Source organism: Streptomyces asoensis, assembly GCF_013085465.1.
Classification (GTDB): domain Bacteria; phylum Actinomycetota; class Actinomycetes; order Streptomycetales; family Streptomycetaceae; genus Streptomyces; species Streptomyces cacaoi_A.
The window spans coordinates 5,293,336-5,307,314 of record NZ_CP049838.1; the positions used below are offsets into that span (position 1 = coordinate 5,293,336).

A 13,979-nucleotide genomic window follows, 5' to 3' on the forward strand; every position below is an offset into this window, starting at 1 on the left:
CTTCCGCCTTCGGGGAAGACGCGTCAAGTGAGTCCGGCCTTGGCACAGGCGGACCTGAGCTCGGGGGTACAGATCTGGTCGATGGTGTACATACCGTCCTTGACCACAGTGTCCTTGATGTTGCCGACGGTCACCGGGACCGACGGGAGCAGGACCGCCGGAATGTTCTCGGTGGTGGCGTTGTCGACGGTGCCCGAGGCGAGCGAGTCCACCGTCTCGCCGCGCCCCAGGGCGACGGCCATCTTCGCGGCGGCGCCGGCCGCGGGCGCGAACGGCTTGTAGACGGTCATGTACTGGTCGCCCCGGACGATGCGCCGCACGCCCGCGAGGTCGGCGTCCTGGCCGGTGATCGGCGGCAGCGGCGTGACCTCGGCGGCGTTGAGGGCCGCGACCACGGCGCCGGCGAGGCTGTCGTTGGCGGCCAGGACGCCGTCGATGGCGCCCGCGCCCAGGGCGGCGATGGCGTTGGTCATGTTCACGAAGGCGTTCTCCGGGCGCCAGCCGACGGTGTCGTACGACTTGCCGATCTCGACCTTGCCCTCGAGGACGGAGAGCGCGCCCCGCTTGAACCAGCCGGCGTTGGGGTCGGTCGTGGCGCCGTTCATCATGACGATCTGTTCGCCGCGCGCCTCGGCGCCCATGGCCTTCAGGAGCGCCTCGCCCTGGAGTCTGCCGACCGTCGCGCCGTCGAAGGTGACGTAACCGGAGATGGGGCCCTGGGCGAGCCGGTCGTAGGCGACGACCGGGATGTCGGCCCGGTGTGCGGCCTCGACCGACGGGCGCAGCAGCTGGGGGTCGACGGCGGCGAGGATCAGGACGTCGACCTGTCGGGTGATCATGGACTCGATCTGCTGCCGCTGGACGGCCGGGTCGGACGTGGCGGCGACGGTCGGCGCCGGACAGTCCGGGCAGAGTCGCTTCAGCTGCTGCACGAGCAGGGGCTTGTCGAACTGCCCGAAACGCGAGGCCCCGCCCCCCGGGAGCAGCACCCCGACGGCGAGACTGTCGTCGCCGTCTCCGTCGCTGTTTCCGTCGCTTCCGTCGCAGGCCCCGGACAGGGCGAGCCCGGCGGCGACCGCGACCGCCACGGACGCGCGGGTGAGGGACCTACGCTTCACGGCCCGAAGGCCGGCACCGAGACCCATCGTCGGTTCCTTAGGACATTTGTCCGCCATTGCCCCGTAATAGGCGCTTAATGCCAAGCGTAGCCATGCCGCTCTAGTCGGCGCGTTCGGCGGTCCAGGTGATGTGCGGGGGCTCGACGCGCGCGCAGAGGGGGCCGCCCTGCGCGTCGGTCAGGCCGAGCCGTCCGACCAGCAGTCCGTTCTGGGCGGCGGCGTCGAGCACGTCGGCGGGGACGGCGTCGAGCATGAGTTTGGCGCGGCGGAACATCGTGAAGACGCCCGACTCGTCGACCGTGCCCCACGACAGGTAGACGAACCGCCGGCCCAGACGGTCCTGGACATAGGGCCCTCTGACCTCGGTGCCGGTCGGCGAGGCACTGGTGGTGCATTCCAGGGTCCAGGTCGCGGACGGCGCGTCGCCGGGCTGCGGCTCGAGCAGTTCGGCCGGACGGTCGCGACGCTGCACGGCGACGTGCAGGTTGCCGTAGGCGGGGACCTTGCCGTCGGCGGAGGCCGGTCGGGTGAGGCCGGGCAGGTCGACGGCGTCGATGCGGATACGCATACCGGCCATCATCCCGCGCCCGCCCGTATCGAGGAGACGTGGCACCCGGTCCGCTCCGGAGCGGAACCTCGGACGTCCGTTCGACATCAAGCAGTGGACGGGTCGAGGCGTACGGATGACGTGGGGTGCACACGATGGACAGGCGGATCAGAGGGGCGGCGCTGGCCTGCGTCCTTCTCGCGACGAGCGTCGCGACGGGCTGCGCGGCCGAGCCCCCGACGGAGCCCCGCCGTCCCGCCGCACCGTCCCGCTCCGTACCGGCCACCCCGTCGCCCCGCGGCGAGGCGGGTGCGCGGGCGGGTGTCGAGGCCGCGTACGCCAAGTGGGACATCGAGCCGCTGGCCGCACCGCCCGCTCCGCCCGACGCCAAGCCGGTCGGGCTGCCGGCCGCCGGCGGTCAGGTGCCGGTGATCAGCGAGATACCCACCCAGGAGAAGATCGTCTTTCTCACCTTCGACGACGGGGCGGAGAAGGACCCGGAGTTCGTGACGATGATGCGGGAGCTGAAGATCCCCTTCACGATGTTCCTGACGGACTCCGCCATCAGCGCCGACTACGGCTACTTCGGCAAGCTCCAGGCCCTCGGCGACGGCGTCCAGAACCACACGCTGACCCATCCGAACCTCCGCACCCTGGGCGCGGCCGCGCAGAAACAGGAGATCTGCGGCCAGCAGACCAAGCTGAAGGATCGATACGGCATCATGCCGCGGCTGTTCCGTCCGCCCTACGGCAACTGGAACGAGGACACCCGGGCCGCCGCCGCGTCCTGCGGTGTCGAGGCGATCGTCCTGTGGCGCGAGTCCATGCAGATCACCAACATGCAGTACCAGCGCGGCGACAAGAAGCTCCACCCGGGCGACATCGTTCTCGCCCACTTCCGCGGGCCGTCCGAGCTCAAGGGCACCACCATGACCGAGATGACGGCGAACCTGCTGCGGCACATCCAGGAACAGGGTTTCACGGTCGCCCGCCTCGAGGACTACCTCTAGGGCCGGTCCGGCCCTCCACGGCGCGCCCGCGGCCGTCCCCGCCGACGAAGAAGCTCAACGCGGCCGTGAGGGTGCCGATGACGGCGAGTCGCACGACCCACGGGGCGACGCCGCTGTCCCCGACGGTGGAGCTGAGGTGGCGCGTGCCGAGCAGGGCGTGGCTCAGGGGCAGGGAGCCCGCGCCGGTCAGCAGGTAGACCCACAGCGGGGGTTCGTTGGAGGCGGTGAGGACCGAGGCCGCGACGATCACGACCACGCTGAGCACGACGGTGAGCGAGGTGATGTCCATGGCCTTCAGCATTCCGTCGGCCGGACGGCGAATCGTCGGCGCAACGGAGGAACGCGGTCTCTACCGCAGGGTAGAGACCGACCTGGCACCCTGACCGGCCCGGGGGGCGACGGACGGACAGCCGGCCCCGGGCAGCGGGGACGTCCGGACGAGGTGGCCACCGAGGCCCGCGCGGCGCTCGCCGCCGTGCGCCTCGCGGGTCCGGGCAGCCGCCCGGGGAAGGTTCTGTCGTGTTCGAACAGGCCGGTACGGTAAGGGCGTTGCTGCCGCTTCCGGCCGGACCAGGTCCGGCCCCGACCCAGGAGGTGTCCCCGTGGCCACACGTGTGATGGTCGTCGACGACCAGGCAGTGGTCCGCGCCGGGTTCGCCGCCATCGTCGACGCCGAACCCGACCTGACCGTGGTCGGCGAGGCCGGGGACGGCGCGAGCGCCGTGGAGCTCGCCGGCCGCGAGGCACCCGACCTGGTCCTGATGGACATCCGGATGCCCGGCATGGACGGCCTGACCGCCACCCGACTCATCACCGCGCCGGAGTCGGGACCCCGCGTCCTGGTGCTCACCACCTTCGACCTCGACGCCCATGTGTACGAGGCGCTGCGCGCCGGCGCCTCGGGCTTCCTGCTCAAGGACGCCCAGCCCGAGGAACTCCTGACCGCGCTCCGGGTCGTCGCGTCCGGCGACGGGATCCTCGCCCCGGCCGTCACCCGCCGCCTGATCGACGCCTTCGCCCAGGGCGCGCCCCCGCCGCCCGCCGTCACCGGCGCCCTCGGCGGGCTCACCCCACGCGAACGGGAAGTGCTGCTGCACATCGCCTCGGGCCTGGCCAACGCGGAGATCGCGGCCGCCCTGGGCGTCACCACCGGAACGGTCAAGACCCATGTCAACGCCCTGCTCGGCAAGCTGGGGCTACGGGACCGGGTGCAGGCGACCATCCTGGCCTACGAGAGCGGGCTGATCCGCCCCCGCGGCGCGCCGGCCGGCTGACCTCCCGCGCCGACCGCCTCCAGATACCGCAGGACGGCCGCGACCCGCCGGTCCACCTGGTCCGTCGGCGACAGGTCGAGCTTGGCGAAGATGCTACGGATGTGCTTGTGGACGGCGCCGTCGGTGACGACGAGCCGTTCGGCGACGGCCGAGTTGCCCAGCCCCTCGGCCATCAGTGCGAGTACGTCCCGCTCACGGGGGCTGAGCCGCTCCAGCCGGGTGTCCTGGCGCGAGCGGGTGAACAGCTGGGCGACGACCTCGGGGTCGATGGCGGTGCCGCCCGCCGCGACCCGGCGCAGCGCGTCCAGGAACTCCTCCACCCGGCCGACCCGCTCCTTGAGCAGATAGCCGAGCCCCTGCACACCGCCGCTGAGCAGCTCGGTGGCGAAGCTCTGCTCGACGTACGCGGACAGCACGAGCACGGCCAGACCGGGCCGCCTGCGCCTGGCCTCGACCGCCGCGACGATCCCCTCGTCGGTGTGGGTCGGCGGCATCCGGACGTCGAGGATGGCGACGTCCGGCTCGTGCGCGTCGATGGCGTCCAGCGCCTCGTCGGCGGTGCCGGCGGTGGCCACCACGTCGAGGGACTCGGCACGCAGCAGCAGGGCGAGCCCCTCGCGCAGCAACGGGTCGTCCTCGGCGATCACGATCCGCATCTCATGCTCCACAGGGCAGGTCCACTTTCAGGACGGTCGGGCCGCCGGGCGGGCTGGCCAGGGAGAGACTTCCGTCGTGCGCCGCGACCCGGCGGCGGATGCCGGTGAGTCCGGTCCCGCCGTCCGCTTCGGCGCCGCCCCGGCCGTCGTCCTCGACGCGGAGCAGGAGGCGGCCGCCCCGGCCGTGGGCCGTGACGGTGGCGTGTCCGGCGCCGCTGTGCTTGGCGATGTTGGTCAGGGCCTCGGCGAGGACGAAGTAGGCGGTGGCCTCGACGGAGGCGGCACAGCGTTCGGGCACGTCCACGTCGATCCGGCAGGGCACCGCGCAGTCCGCGGCGAGACCGGAGAGCGCGCCCGCGAGCCCCCGGTCGGCCAGCACCGGCGGCAGGATGCCGCGCGCGACCGTACGCAGCTCGGCCAGCGCCTGTTCGGCCGCGGACTGGGCGCGTTCCAGGAGCTCGTCGGCGCCGGCCGGGTCACGGGCCACCATGCGCCGGGCCGCCCCGACCAGCACGGTGACGGAGACCAGCCGGTTCTGGGCGCCGTCGTGCAAAGAGCGCTCGATACGGCGCAGTTCGGTGGCGTGGGCGTCGAGGGCGGCGGCGCGGGTGGCGGTGAGTTCGGCGACCCGGAGCGACAGATCCGTTTCCGGACCGGCCGCGAGGAGTTCGCGTCCCGGCCGGGCCTGGAGCCGGGCCATCCCGGGGGTCAGCCCCAGGATGATGGCGATCCAGCCCACGCCCAGCAGTGCCACGGCGAGGGCGGCCGGCCAGGAGTGCGCGCTGCCGACCGCCAGGGAGGTGGCGGTCGCGCCCTTGGGCAGGAACGCCCAGTACAGCGGGAAGGCGGCGTCGCGCACGGCGGCGAGCGGCAGGTAGACGCCGAGCAGCCCGAGCAGGAACCCCAGCGTGGCGTGCCGGACCAGCCAGCGCAGCTCGCGGCGGGTGGTGGCGTCGACGAGGGCGAGCCGCAGCCGCGTGGGCGGGGGCTGCGGGGCGACGACCTCGGGGCCCCAGCGGCCGAGCCGGTCGCGTTCCCGGCCCGCCACGGCATGCAGGGCGCGCAGCAGCGCGGGCACCATGAGCAGTCCCACCCCGACCACGCTCGTCACGGCGGTGACGGCCAGCCACAGCAGGACGAGCAGGGCGAGCAGAGCCGTGGTGAGCCCGGAGACGAGCCGGGTGATCGCGGCGCCCGCGGCACCGAGGGTCCGTACGACGATGTCCTTGAGACTCTCGTCCTTGAGGCCCTCCGACCGGTCACCGGCCGTCGAGTCGGCCGTCGAGTCGGCCGCCGAGTCGACGGCCGCGTCCCGCTGGATCGCCATTCCGCCTCCCCTCCTGCTCGCGCTTCCCGCTTCCCGCTTCCCGAACGACCTTATGCCGCAAGCCGGTTCGCCGTCATGCGCGTCATGCGCGTGATGCGAGGGACGGGAGGAGTACAGCCTGCTGTACCTCGAACCGGGCGGGCTGCGGGATCGGCCGCAAGGGGTGCCGATCCATAGCGTCGGTGACGACAGCACGAACGGCACGGACCGACAGGCACAGACCCCGGGAGATGGCCCCATGACGAAGACGACGACCACCGATCCGGAGCGGCTGACCCGTGGGGAGATCGCCCGCACGCTGCTCTGGGCCGTGGTGGTGACCAGCGCGGTCACCAACATGGCTGCCTCCTTCGGTGGTGCCGACACCTGGGTTCACCTGGTCTGCGGCGCCGTCACCGTCCTGTGCGCGGGCACCCTCGTCGTGCGCAACGTGCGGGGCCGTCGATGAACGCCGCCATCGCCCTGACCGGCGTCAGCAAGGCGTACCCGGGCGGCGTACGGGCCCTCGACGACGTGTCGTTGACCGTGGAACGCGGCACCTTCCTCGCCGTGATGGGGCCGTCGGGTTCCGGCAAGAGCACGCTGATGCACTGTGCCGCCGGGCTGGACTCCCCGACGTCGGGCAGCGTCCGCATCGACGGCCACGAGATCGCCGGGCTGAACGAGACCCGGCGCACCGAACTGCGCCGGGAACGCGTCGGCTTCGTGTTCCAGGCGTACAACCTGATCCCCTCGCTCAGCATCGAGGACAACATCACGCTGCCGCTGCGGCTGGCGGGACGCACCCCGGACCGCGACTGGCTGCGGACGCTGGTGGAACGGGTCGGACTGGCCGACCGGCTGGCCAACCGCCCCGCCGAACTCTCCGGCGGCCAGCAGCAACGCGCCGCCGTGGTACGGGCGTTGGTGGCCAGACCGGCCGTCGTGTTCGCCGACGAACCGACCGGCGCGCTCGATCTGCGCAGTGCCCACGAGGTCCTCGACCTGCTGCGCGACCTGGTCGCCGATCTGCGCCAGACGGTGGTGATGGTCACCCACGATCCGGCCGCCGCGGCCCGCGCACACCACGTCCTGGTGATGGCCGACGGCCGGGTGGTCGAGGCCCTCGACGCGCCTACCGCCCCCGAACTGGCAAGCCGTCTGGTCGCGTTGGGAGAGGTCTGAGTCATGTTCCGTCTCGCGATACACATGGTCGGACACCGGATCGCCGCGCTGATCGCGGTGGCCTGCGCGGTCCTCGGCGGCGCGGCACTGATCACCGCCACCGGCGTACTGGCCGAGTCCGGCCTCCGCTCCCATCTGCCCGCCGGCCGGCTCGCCGGCGCGGACGTCGTGGTCGCGGCCGACCAGGAGTTCCATCCGGCCGGTGAGCCTCCGCTCGCGCTCCCGGAGCGGCGCAGGGTCCCGTCCCGCCTGGTCGGCGAGCTGGCCGGGCTGCCCGGTGTCACCGCGGCGGTCGGCGACATCAGCTTCCCGGCGGCTCTCCTCGACGCCCGCGGCCGGGTCGTACCGGCCGGAGACCCCCAGGTGGCGGGGCACGGCTGGTCCTCGACGAAGCTGGTGAAGCCGTCGGCCGGCGCGCAGCTCGACGGCGGCGCGCCGACCGGTTCCGGCGAGGTCGCCGTGGACAGCGCCACCGCTGCCGCGGCGGGGATCGAGGCGGGCGACAGTGTGCGGGTCGTCGTCGACGGCCGGCCCGCCGCCGGCTACCGCGTCTCGGCGGTCGTCGACGCGCCCGGTGCGGGGATCTTCTTCGCCGACCCGACCGCCGCACACCTGGCCGGTCGCGCGGACCGCGTCGACCTGGTGGGCCTGCGCACCGAGCCCGGCGCCGGGCAGCGCGTCGCCGCCGAGGTCCGGACGAGGCTGAAGGGCACCGGTCTGCTGACCGTCACCGGAGCCGACCGGGGCGACACGGCCGCACCCGGCGCCGGTGCGTCCCGCTCGCTGCTGGTCCTCCTCGCCGGTTCGCTCTCCGGGATCGTCCTGCTGATCACCGGGTTCGTGATGGCGAGCGCGCTGGCCGTGTCGATCGCCGGACAGCGCCGCGACCTGGCGCTGATGCGGGCCGTCGGCGCGACCCCGAGGCAGATCCGCCGCCTGGCCGCCGCCCAGTCCACCGTCGTCGCGGCCGTGGCCCTGGGGCCCGGCGTGGGGCTCGGCTATCTGCTGGCCGGGCAGTTCCGGCGACTGCTCGCGGACCGCGGCGTCGTACCGTCCGAACTCCCCCTGACGTACAGCCCGTTGCCCGCCCTCGCGGCGATCCTCCTGCTGGTCCTGGCCGTCCAGGTGTCGGCCCGCTGCTCGGCCTGGCGCACCTCGCGGATGCCGGCCACCGAAGCGGTCGCGGAATCGCGCAGCGAGCCGCGCGAGCCGTCGCGGACCCGGACGCGCGTCGGCGTGCTCGTCATCGTCGCCGCGACCGCTCTGTCGGCGCTGCCGCTCTTCTCCCGCACCGTCATCGGCGCGACGGCCACGTCCATCGCGGGCATCCTCGGGGCGATCGGCCTGGCGCTGGCCGGCCCGGCGCTCGTCCGGGGCGTCGGCGGCGCCGCGGCCCGTGCGACAGGGTCGGGCGCCTCCGCCCCCACCTGGCTGGCGATGGCCAACCTCCGCTCCTACGCCCTGCGCAACGCGGGGATCGTCAGCACCCTGGCCATGGCGGTCGTCTTCGTGCTGACGTACACCCTCACCCAGACCACCGTGCTGGCCGCCACCGCCGACGACACCCGCACCGGCACCCTCGCCCAGCAGCGCCTGACCGCCCCCGGCCTGGGCGGACTGCCCACCGACACACTCGCCGCCGTACGGAACACGCCCGGTGTACGGGCCGCGGCCCCGGTCGGCACGACCACCGTGGTGTGGCAGTACCGGCAGTTCGGCGACACGGTGAGCGAGTCGGGTCCCGCGACGATCCTCACCCCGGACGCCTCCGAGGTCCTCGACCTCGACGTACGCGACGGCAGCCTTGACCGCCTACGCGGTGCCACCGTCGCCGTCAGCGGCGACGCCGCCCGCACCCGCTCCGCGACGGTGGGCCGCCGGGTGAGCCTGGTCCTCGGCGACGGCGCGCGGGTCGTCGCCGAGGTCGTCGCCGTGTACGACCGTGGCCTCGGCTTCGGCGAGGTGGTGCTCTCCCACGACCTGGCCGCCGGACACACCACGACGACGCTGGACCAGTCCCTCCTGATCCGTACGGACGGCACGGCGACGGCCCGGCAGAGCCTCACGGCGCTCGCGGCGTCCCGCCCCGGCCTGGCACTCCAGCCCGCGAGCCTGCCCTCCGCCGGCGGCTTGAAGGACGCCCCGCCCGAGGTGTGGATCAACCTGGCCACCATCGTGGTCCTGCTCGTCTACCTGCTGCTCAGCATCGCCAACAAGCTCGTCGCGGCCACCGCCCAGCGCCGGGTCGAGCTGGGCGCGCTCCGGCTGAACGGCACCACACCCCGTCAGATCCGGTCGATGATGCGCCGCGAGGCCGCGGTGACCGCCGCCACCGCGCTCGTCACCGCACTGCTGCTCTCCGCGCTCCCCCTCGCCCTGCTGGGCCAGGGATTCCTCGGCCGCCCCTGGCCCGCGGGCCCCGTCTGGCTCCTGCCCGGCCTCGCGCTCACGGTCACCGTCACGGCCTTCCTCACCATCGAACTCCCCACCCGCCAGGCACTGCGCACCGCACCGGCCGAGGCCATCCGCGCCCACTGAGCGACGGGCGTCCGCCGACGCGAGGGTGACGGCGGAGGGGGCGGCCGTTACTCACTTTCGGGTGACGGGCCGTCTCCCGGTGGGGTGGCGTGACGTGGCGTCCGGGCGGCACCGGCCAACTCCCGCAAGGGGTCGTCGGCTGTCGGGACGTCAACTTCGGAGCATGGTCACTTAAATGGACGTTGCAGGCGAGAGTCACAGAGATATGGACAACAGGTAACACACGCCACGTTTCCTACTCATCTTCCGCACTCCGTGGACAGAGTGTGTCTGCGGCCAGCCGACCGCACCCGCACATCGCACCAACCCCCACGGCGTCCACGAAGGCCGCTGTGGGAGGTGCCCGCACATCCCAGGGGAACTCTTTGTCCACTTCCGCTTCTGTCACCGCTCGTCGTCTGACCGCCGCCGCCCTCACGGCCGGCGCCCTGGTCGGCGCGATGGCACTGCCGGCGTCCGCGTCCGACCACGCTCGTCCCAACCGCCCGGAGGTGCGGATCAGCGCCGTCCAGTACGACGCCCCGGGACGTGACGACCGCTCCCGGAGCTCGCTGAACAGGGAGTGGGTGGAACTCACCAACACCACGCGCCACACGATCAACCTCGACGGCTGGACCCTCAAGAACGAGGACGGCCGCACCTACACCTTCCACCACTACCGCCTGGAGGGCCGCTCCACGGTCCGCGTCCACACCGGCGAGGGCCGCGACAGCCGTCGGGACCTCTTCCAGGACCGTAACAGGGAGGTGTGGGACAACCGCTCCGACACCGTCACCCTGCGCAACGACCACGGCCGCTTCGTCGACGACGAGTCCTGGGGCCGCAACCGTCACCACGGCGGCGGGCACCACGGCGGCGGGCACCACGGCGGCGGCCACCACGGCGACAACCGCCACTGACCGACCCGGACCCGGTGAGCCGATGAACACCTGACTCGGCACACCGGCGCGCAACAGGCGGCGCGCCCGGCCTTCCAAGGCCGGGCGCGCCGCTCGCATGCGTGGCCGTCGAGGCCACGGGGCTGCCGTCAGCCGGTGATCACCTCGTTCTTCGCGAGACTCTCGGTCCGTGAGGTGACCGTGCCGCTCAGGGACTTCGCGGTGGCGGAGACTCCGGAGGTGTCGGCGCCCGCCCGCTTCGCCTGCGCGGCGAGCGAGTCGAGGGCGTCGAGCGCGTACCCCGAGGCGTAGAACTCCTGGTAGAGCTTCTTGTACGCCGCGTGATACGCGTCGTCGAAGGCGTCCGCCGCCAGGAACCGCTCCTTGAGCAGGTTGCCGCCCATGCCGCCGCCTCCGCCGCCGCCCGGACCGCCGGCCTCCGCCGTGTCTCCGTCCTGCCGGCCGTCCTGCTGACCGTTCCCCGGAGCCTGCGGCATCCCGGACGGTGTACCGGACGGCGTGTCCGCCGCTCCTTCCTGCGCGGTGGCACCCGGCATCCCGCCACCGGCACCACCGCCTCCGCCGCCTCCGCCCATGCTCGTACTGTCGTCGGGCCCGGTGCTGGCGGTGCCGCTGAAGGTCAGGTTGAAGTCCCAGCCGAGGACGGAGAACTTCTTGGTGCCGAGGTCGTACCAGAGCACGTAGTTCTTGCCCGGCCCGGCCATGTCGTCGAAGTTCAGGAGCAGGTTCTGCGTCGCCACGTACTCCGAGAAGGACTCCACGTCGACGTACTTGTCGAGGTCCGCGGCGAACTCCGCGTCCGACGCCTGGTTGACCCACCTGAGGAGCTTCATCACCGGCGAGAGGTCCTGGCTGCCTTTGAGGTTGAGCTGCTTGAAGGACTCCTCGTAGTCGGTGGGGTCGTCTCCCACGTAGTCGAAGCTGCTGCCCGCCCGGGCCTTGTACGCCACGCCCGTGGTGCCGAGCTCCGCGTCGACGTAGTCCTTGCTCGGATTCTCGACCATGAGCCGGGTCGCGACCGGACGGTTGTTGACCTTCACGGCGGTGAAGGCGAACTTCTCGGCCGTCTGGCCGGACTTCTTCATCAGCGACAGCGACAGGGCCTCGTTCAGCGGCAGGGCCTCGTCGACACCGGGGCGGAGCGAGAGCTCGCGGTGGCCCTCGTAGGCGCGGCCCTCGACGTACTCGTCGATGCTGATGAGCCAGGGCAGTTCCTCGGGTTTGGAGGCGGAGAGGCTGAACTGCGTCATACCGCCGCCGCCACCGCCCGCTCCCATGCCGCCGCCCTGGGGAGCCTGCTGCTGGTCACCGTTCTGCTGCTGGTCGCCGTTCTGCGGCCCGGTGTTCTGCTGCTGACCGCCGTTCCGCTCGCCGCCGTTCTGTCCCGCGGGGCCGCCCTGGCCGCCGCCTCCCATGCCGCCGCCGCGCAGGCTCTGGAGCGTGGAGTTGCCCTTGAGGCGGATACCGACGTCGTTCAGGTACACGCCGTCGACGGTGAGATCGGCCTTGATGTACTCCTTCTCGCCCTCGTCCTGGTACTTCTCCATCATGTCCGCGAAGTCGGTCTCGCTGTACTCGAGTTGGATCGAGTGCGTCCGCGAGTCGTCGAACAGGTCGACCGCCCCCGTGACGTTCTCCGTGATCTCGTCCCCGTCCGCCGTGGAGGCACTGGTGACGAAGGGGGTGACGCGTACGTCCCCGAAGAAGATCAGCAGAACCGAGAGCCCCACGGCGAGGGAGCCGGCCGGCTTCCAGTGATGGCGAACCCGCAACGGGATGCGGTGCGCCAGCCGCTTGCGGGGGGCGGTCATCAGAGGTCCGTCTGGTCGTAACCGGTCAGCACGGTCACGCGCTGCCCCATGGCGCGCTCCTGGAGGGCCGCGACCAGCTCACCCGGCTCGTGGCCCTTCTTGATGCGGACCGTGTAGAACACCTCGGTCAGGGTGCCGCCGCGGATCGACTCCGTGCTCACCAGCTCGAACTCGTCGGTGTGGCGCAGCAGGACGTCCTGGATCGCGTGGGTGTGGTCCTCGCCCGCCGGGACCTGGACCTTGACGACCTGACGCTGGACGTTGAGGGCGAACCAGTCGAACTTGCTCATCGCCAGGATGATCAGGGCGATCACGGTGCCGCCGACCGCGGCCAGCGTGTAGAAACGGGCACCGCACGCCATGCCGACGGCCATCGCCAGGAAGATGAAGCCGACGTCCCTGGTCTCCTTGACCGCGTTGCGGAAGCGGACCACCGACAGCGCTCCGACCAGGGAGAAGGCGCGGGCCAGGTTGGAGCCGACGACCAGCATGATCAGCGCGACGATCATGCCGACGATGACCAGCGTCTGCACATAGGACTGGCTGTAGGAGACGTTCTTGTGCGTGGCCCGGTAGACGTAACCGATCATCGCGGAGAGCACGAAGGACAGGGTCATGGCGAGCACGATGTCGGTGACGCTGAACGTACCGCTCAGGTCCTGAACGTTGAGATTCACGAGTGGGATGCCTCCGTGGGGCGTCGCGTCGTGGGGGACGCGGGCGTGGGAACGAGGGGGAGGGGGGCGAGGGCGGGCGCCGGCGGGAGGTCTTCCTCCCGGACGTGGAAGACGGACCTGGGGGCCAGTCCGAACGCCTCGATGCTCTGGACGTACTTGGAGACCCGGACGAGGCTCAGGTTGCGCCTGGCCGCCAGGTCGGTGATCCAGTACGGGGTGCGCTCGTTGACCTTGATCTCCATCACCGACAGGTGCGGCGGGATGGTGAACCGGTTCTCGGCGTTCGGGGTGCCGAAGTGGAAGTCCCGGTCGCGGCCGCGGATGCGGCGGTCGAAGGTGACGCGCAGTCCCGTGTCCTGGTCGCGGCCGACCAGCGCCTCACGCTGGTAGCCGGTGATGGCGGTGGGCTGGAGGTTGAGCCTGACCACCAGCTCGAGGACCTCGTTGACGAAGGCGTTCTCCTTCGCCGAGTGCTCGATCATCTCCCGCTCGTCGCACAGCTTCCGGGCGGTGGCGTACGGCAGGGTGATGCGGCGCTTCTGGGTGACCCGGTTGACCCGCTGCTTGATCTCCACGCAGACCGCGGAGTCGTCGGTGACCCCGTCCAGGTCTCCGTAGTGGCGGATGCGCAGCTTGCGGCGGAACTTCAGCCCCTCGATCTTCTCCCAGTAGAACCGGAGTTGAGGCGTGTCGTAGTAGAGGCTCCACACGCCGTAGCCGCCGACGGGGCTGTGCAGGTCGCGGTCCATCCGCTCGCCCAGTTCGTCCCGTATCCCCGCCGCCTGCTCCACCGGCACCAGGTACTTGAGCTCGTACCGGTTGAAGGCGTGGAGTCTGCTGGCCACCCGCAGCGCCTCGTCGTCCGCGAACTGCGGCGGCGATCCCCCGGCCCGCACGGGGGCCTCGTCGCCGCCCGGCCCGCCGTCGACGGAGCGACGGCGCTTCAACCAGCCAGTCA

General features: G+C 72.0%; 14 protein-coding genes. 6 read left to right on the plus strand and 8 right to left on the minus strand.

All coding sequences use genetic code 11. The features are described from left to right. Positions 1-23: 23 nt before the first annotated feature. Together G9272_RS23685 and G9272_RS23690 are read right to left on the minus strand one after the other, a co-directional pair. Positions 24-1,145 (minus strand): sugar ABC transporter substrate-binding protein, encoded by a 1,122-nt coding sequence (locus G9272_RS23685; protein ID WP_171398425.1) that lies wholly within the window; start codon positions 1,143-1,145, stop codon positions 24-26. A 73-nt stretch (positions 1,146-1,218) separates the two neighbouring features. Then, positions 1,219-1,686: a DUF5990 family protein gene (locus G9272_RS23690; RefSeq protein ID WP_253267912.1), complete on the minus strand. Its 468-nt coding sequence runs from the start codon at positions 1,684-1,686 to the stop codon at positions 1,219-1,221. A gap of 134 nt (positions 1,687-1,820) precedes the next feature. Here G9272_RS23690 and G9272_RS23695 point away from each other — a divergent pair, with 134 nt between their 5' ends. Beyond that, complete coding sequence (locus G9272_RS23695) at positions 1,821-2,675, plus strand: polysaccharide deacetylase family protein (protein WP_171398426.1); 855 nt, start codon at positions 1,821-1,823, stop codon at positions 2,673-2,675. On the opposite strand, the gene G9272_RS23700 is transcribed toward G9272_RS23695, so the two are convergent. Further along, positions 2,644-2,964, minus strand: coding sequence for a hypothetical protein (locus tag G9272_RS23700; RefSeq protein ID WP_253267913.1), 321 nt, complete (start codon positions 2,962-2,964; stop codon positions 2,644-2,646). The genes G9272_RS23695 and G9272_RS23700 overlap by 32 nt on opposite strands. Positions 2,965-3,277: 313 nt before the next feature. Here G9272_RS23700 and G9272_RS23705 point away from each other — a divergent pair, with 313 nt between their 5' ends. Next, positions 3,278-3,949, plus strand: coding sequence for a response regulator (locus G9272_RS23705; RefSeq protein WP_171398428.1), 672 nt, complete (start codon positions 3,278-3,280; stop codon positions 3,947-3,949). Here G9272_RS23705 and G9272_RS23710 read toward each other — a convergent pair. Both G9272_RS23710 and G9272_RS23715 read right to left on the minus strand, forming a co-directional pair. Next, complete coding sequence (locus G9272_RS23710) at positions 3,904-4,605, minus strand: response regulator transcription factor (RefSeq protein WP_171398429.1); 702 nt, start codon at positions 4,603-4,605, stop codon at positions 3,904-3,906. The two genes, G9272_RS23705 and G9272_RS23710, sit on opposite strands and share 46 nt — an antisense overlap. 1 nt (position 4,606) lies before the next feature. Further along, positions 4,607-5,932 (minus strand): sensor histidine kinase, encoded by a 1,326-nt coding sequence (locus G9272_RS23715; protein WP_171398430.1) that lies wholly within the window; start codon positions 5,930-5,932, stop codon positions 4,607-4,609. A 238-nt stretch (positions 5,933-6,170) separates the two neighbouring features. On the opposite strand from G9272_RS23715, the gene G9272_RS23720 reads away from it, so the two are divergent. The 4 genes from G9272_RS23720 (at position 6,171) to G9272_RS23735 (ending at position 10,533) form a co-directional block, all read left to right on the plus strand. Beyond that, on the plus strand, positions 6,171-6,380 hold the full coding sequence (locus G9272_RS23720) for a hypothetical protein (RefSeq protein WP_171398431.1): 210 nt from the start codon (positions 6,171-6,173) through the stop codon (positions 6,378-6,380). Beyond that, positions 6,377-7,096, plus strand: a complete 720-nt coding sequence (locus G9272_RS23725; protein WP_171398432.1) for an ABC transporter ATP-binding protein — start codon at positions 6,377-6,379, stop codon at positions 7,094-7,096. Before G9272_RS23720 ends, G9272_RS23725 begins: the two co-directional genes overlap by 4 nt. 3 nt (positions 7,097-7,099) lie before the next feature. Next, positions 7,100-9,634, plus strand: a complete 2,535-nt coding sequence (locus G9272_RS23730; RefSeq protein WP_171398433.1) for an ABC transporter permease — start codon at positions 7,100-7,102, stop codon at positions 9,632-9,634. 365 nt (positions 9,635-9,999) lie between these two features. Next, complete coding sequence (locus G9272_RS23735) at positions 10,000-10,533, plus strand: lamin tail domain-containing protein (RefSeq protein ID WP_171398434.1); 534 nt, start codon at positions 10,000-10,002, stop codon at positions 10,531-10,533. Positions 10,534-10,661: 128 nt separating this feature from the next. Here G9272_RS23735 and G9272_RS23740 read toward each other — a convergent pair whose 3' ends face one another. Genes G9272_RS23740 through G9272_RS23750 form a run of 3 tightly spaced genes read right to left on the minus strand, consistent with a single transcriptional unit; the run spans position 10,662 to position 13,866 of the window. Then, positions 10,662-12,344 carry a CotH kinase family protein gene (locus G9272_RS23740; protein ID WP_171398435.1) on the minus strand — a complete coding sequence of 561 codons (1,683 nt, stop codon included), beginning with the start codon at positions 12,342-12,344 and terminating at the stop codon, positions 10,662-10,664. Beyond that, the gene (locus G9272_RS23745) at positions 12,344-12,961 is read right to left on the minus strand and encodes a DUF4956 domain-containing protein (RefSeq protein ID WP_372481728.1); all 618 of its coding nucleotides are present in this window, start codon (positions 12,959-12,961) and stop codon (positions 12,344-12,346) included. Before G9272_RS23745 ends, G9272_RS23740 begins: the two co-directional genes overlap by 1 nt. Before the next feature lie 56 nt (positions 12,962-13,017). Then, on the minus strand, positions 13,018-13,866 hold the full coding sequence (locus G9272_RS23750) for a polyphosphate polymerase domain-containing protein (RefSeq protein ID WP_253268231.1): 849 nt from the start codon (positions 13,864-13,866) through the stop codon (positions 13,018-13,020). Positions 13,867-13,979 lie beyond the last annotated feature (113 nt).

Bases quoted from the DNA above. Each gene is read 5' to 3' on its own strand.
- G9272_RS23685 (WP_171398425.1), bottom strand. From the start codon at position 1,145: ATGGGTCTCGGTGCCGGCCTTCGGGCCGTGAAGCGTAGGTCCCTCACC.
- G9272_RS23690 (WP_253267912.1), bottom strand. From the start codon at position 1,686: ATGCGTATCCGCATCGACGCCGTCGACCTGCCCGGCCTCACCCGACCG.
- G9272_RS23695 (WP_171398426.1), top strand. From the start codon at position 1,821: ATGGACAGGCGGATCAGAGGGGCGGCGCTGGCCTGCGTCCTTCTCGCG.
- G9272_RS23700 (WP_253267913.1), bottom strand. From the start codon at position 2,964: ATGGACATCACCTCGCTCACCGTCGTGCTCAGCGTGGTCGTGATCGTC.
- G9272_RS23710 (WP_171398429.1), bottom strand. From the start codon at position 4,605: ATGCGGATCGTGATCGCCGAGGACGACCCGTTGCTGCGCGAGGGGCTC.
- G9272_RS23715 (WP_171398430.1), bottom strand. From the start codon at position 5,932: ATGGCGATCCAGCGGGACGCGGCCGTCGACTCGGCGGCCGACTCGACG.
- G9272_RS23720 (WP_171398431.1), top strand. From the start codon at position 6,171: ATGACGAAGACGACGACCACCGATCCGGAGCGGCTGACCCGTGGGGAG.
- G9272_RS23725 (WP_171398432.1), top strand. From the start codon at position 6,377: ATGAACGCCGCCATCGCCCTGACCGGCGTCAGCAAGGCGTACCCGGGC.
- G9272_RS23730 (WP_171398433.1), top strand. From the start codon at position 7,100: ATGTTCCGTCTCGCGATACACATGGTCGGACACCGGATCGCCGCGCTG.
- G9272_RS23740 (WP_171398435.1), bottom strand. From the start codon at position 12,344: ATGACCGCCCCCCGCAAGCGGCTGGCGCACCGCATCCCGTTGCGGGTT.
- G9272_RS23745 (WP_372481728.1), bottom strand. From the start codon at position 12,961: ATGACCCTGTCCTTCGTGCTCTCCGCGATGATCGGTTACGTCTACCGG.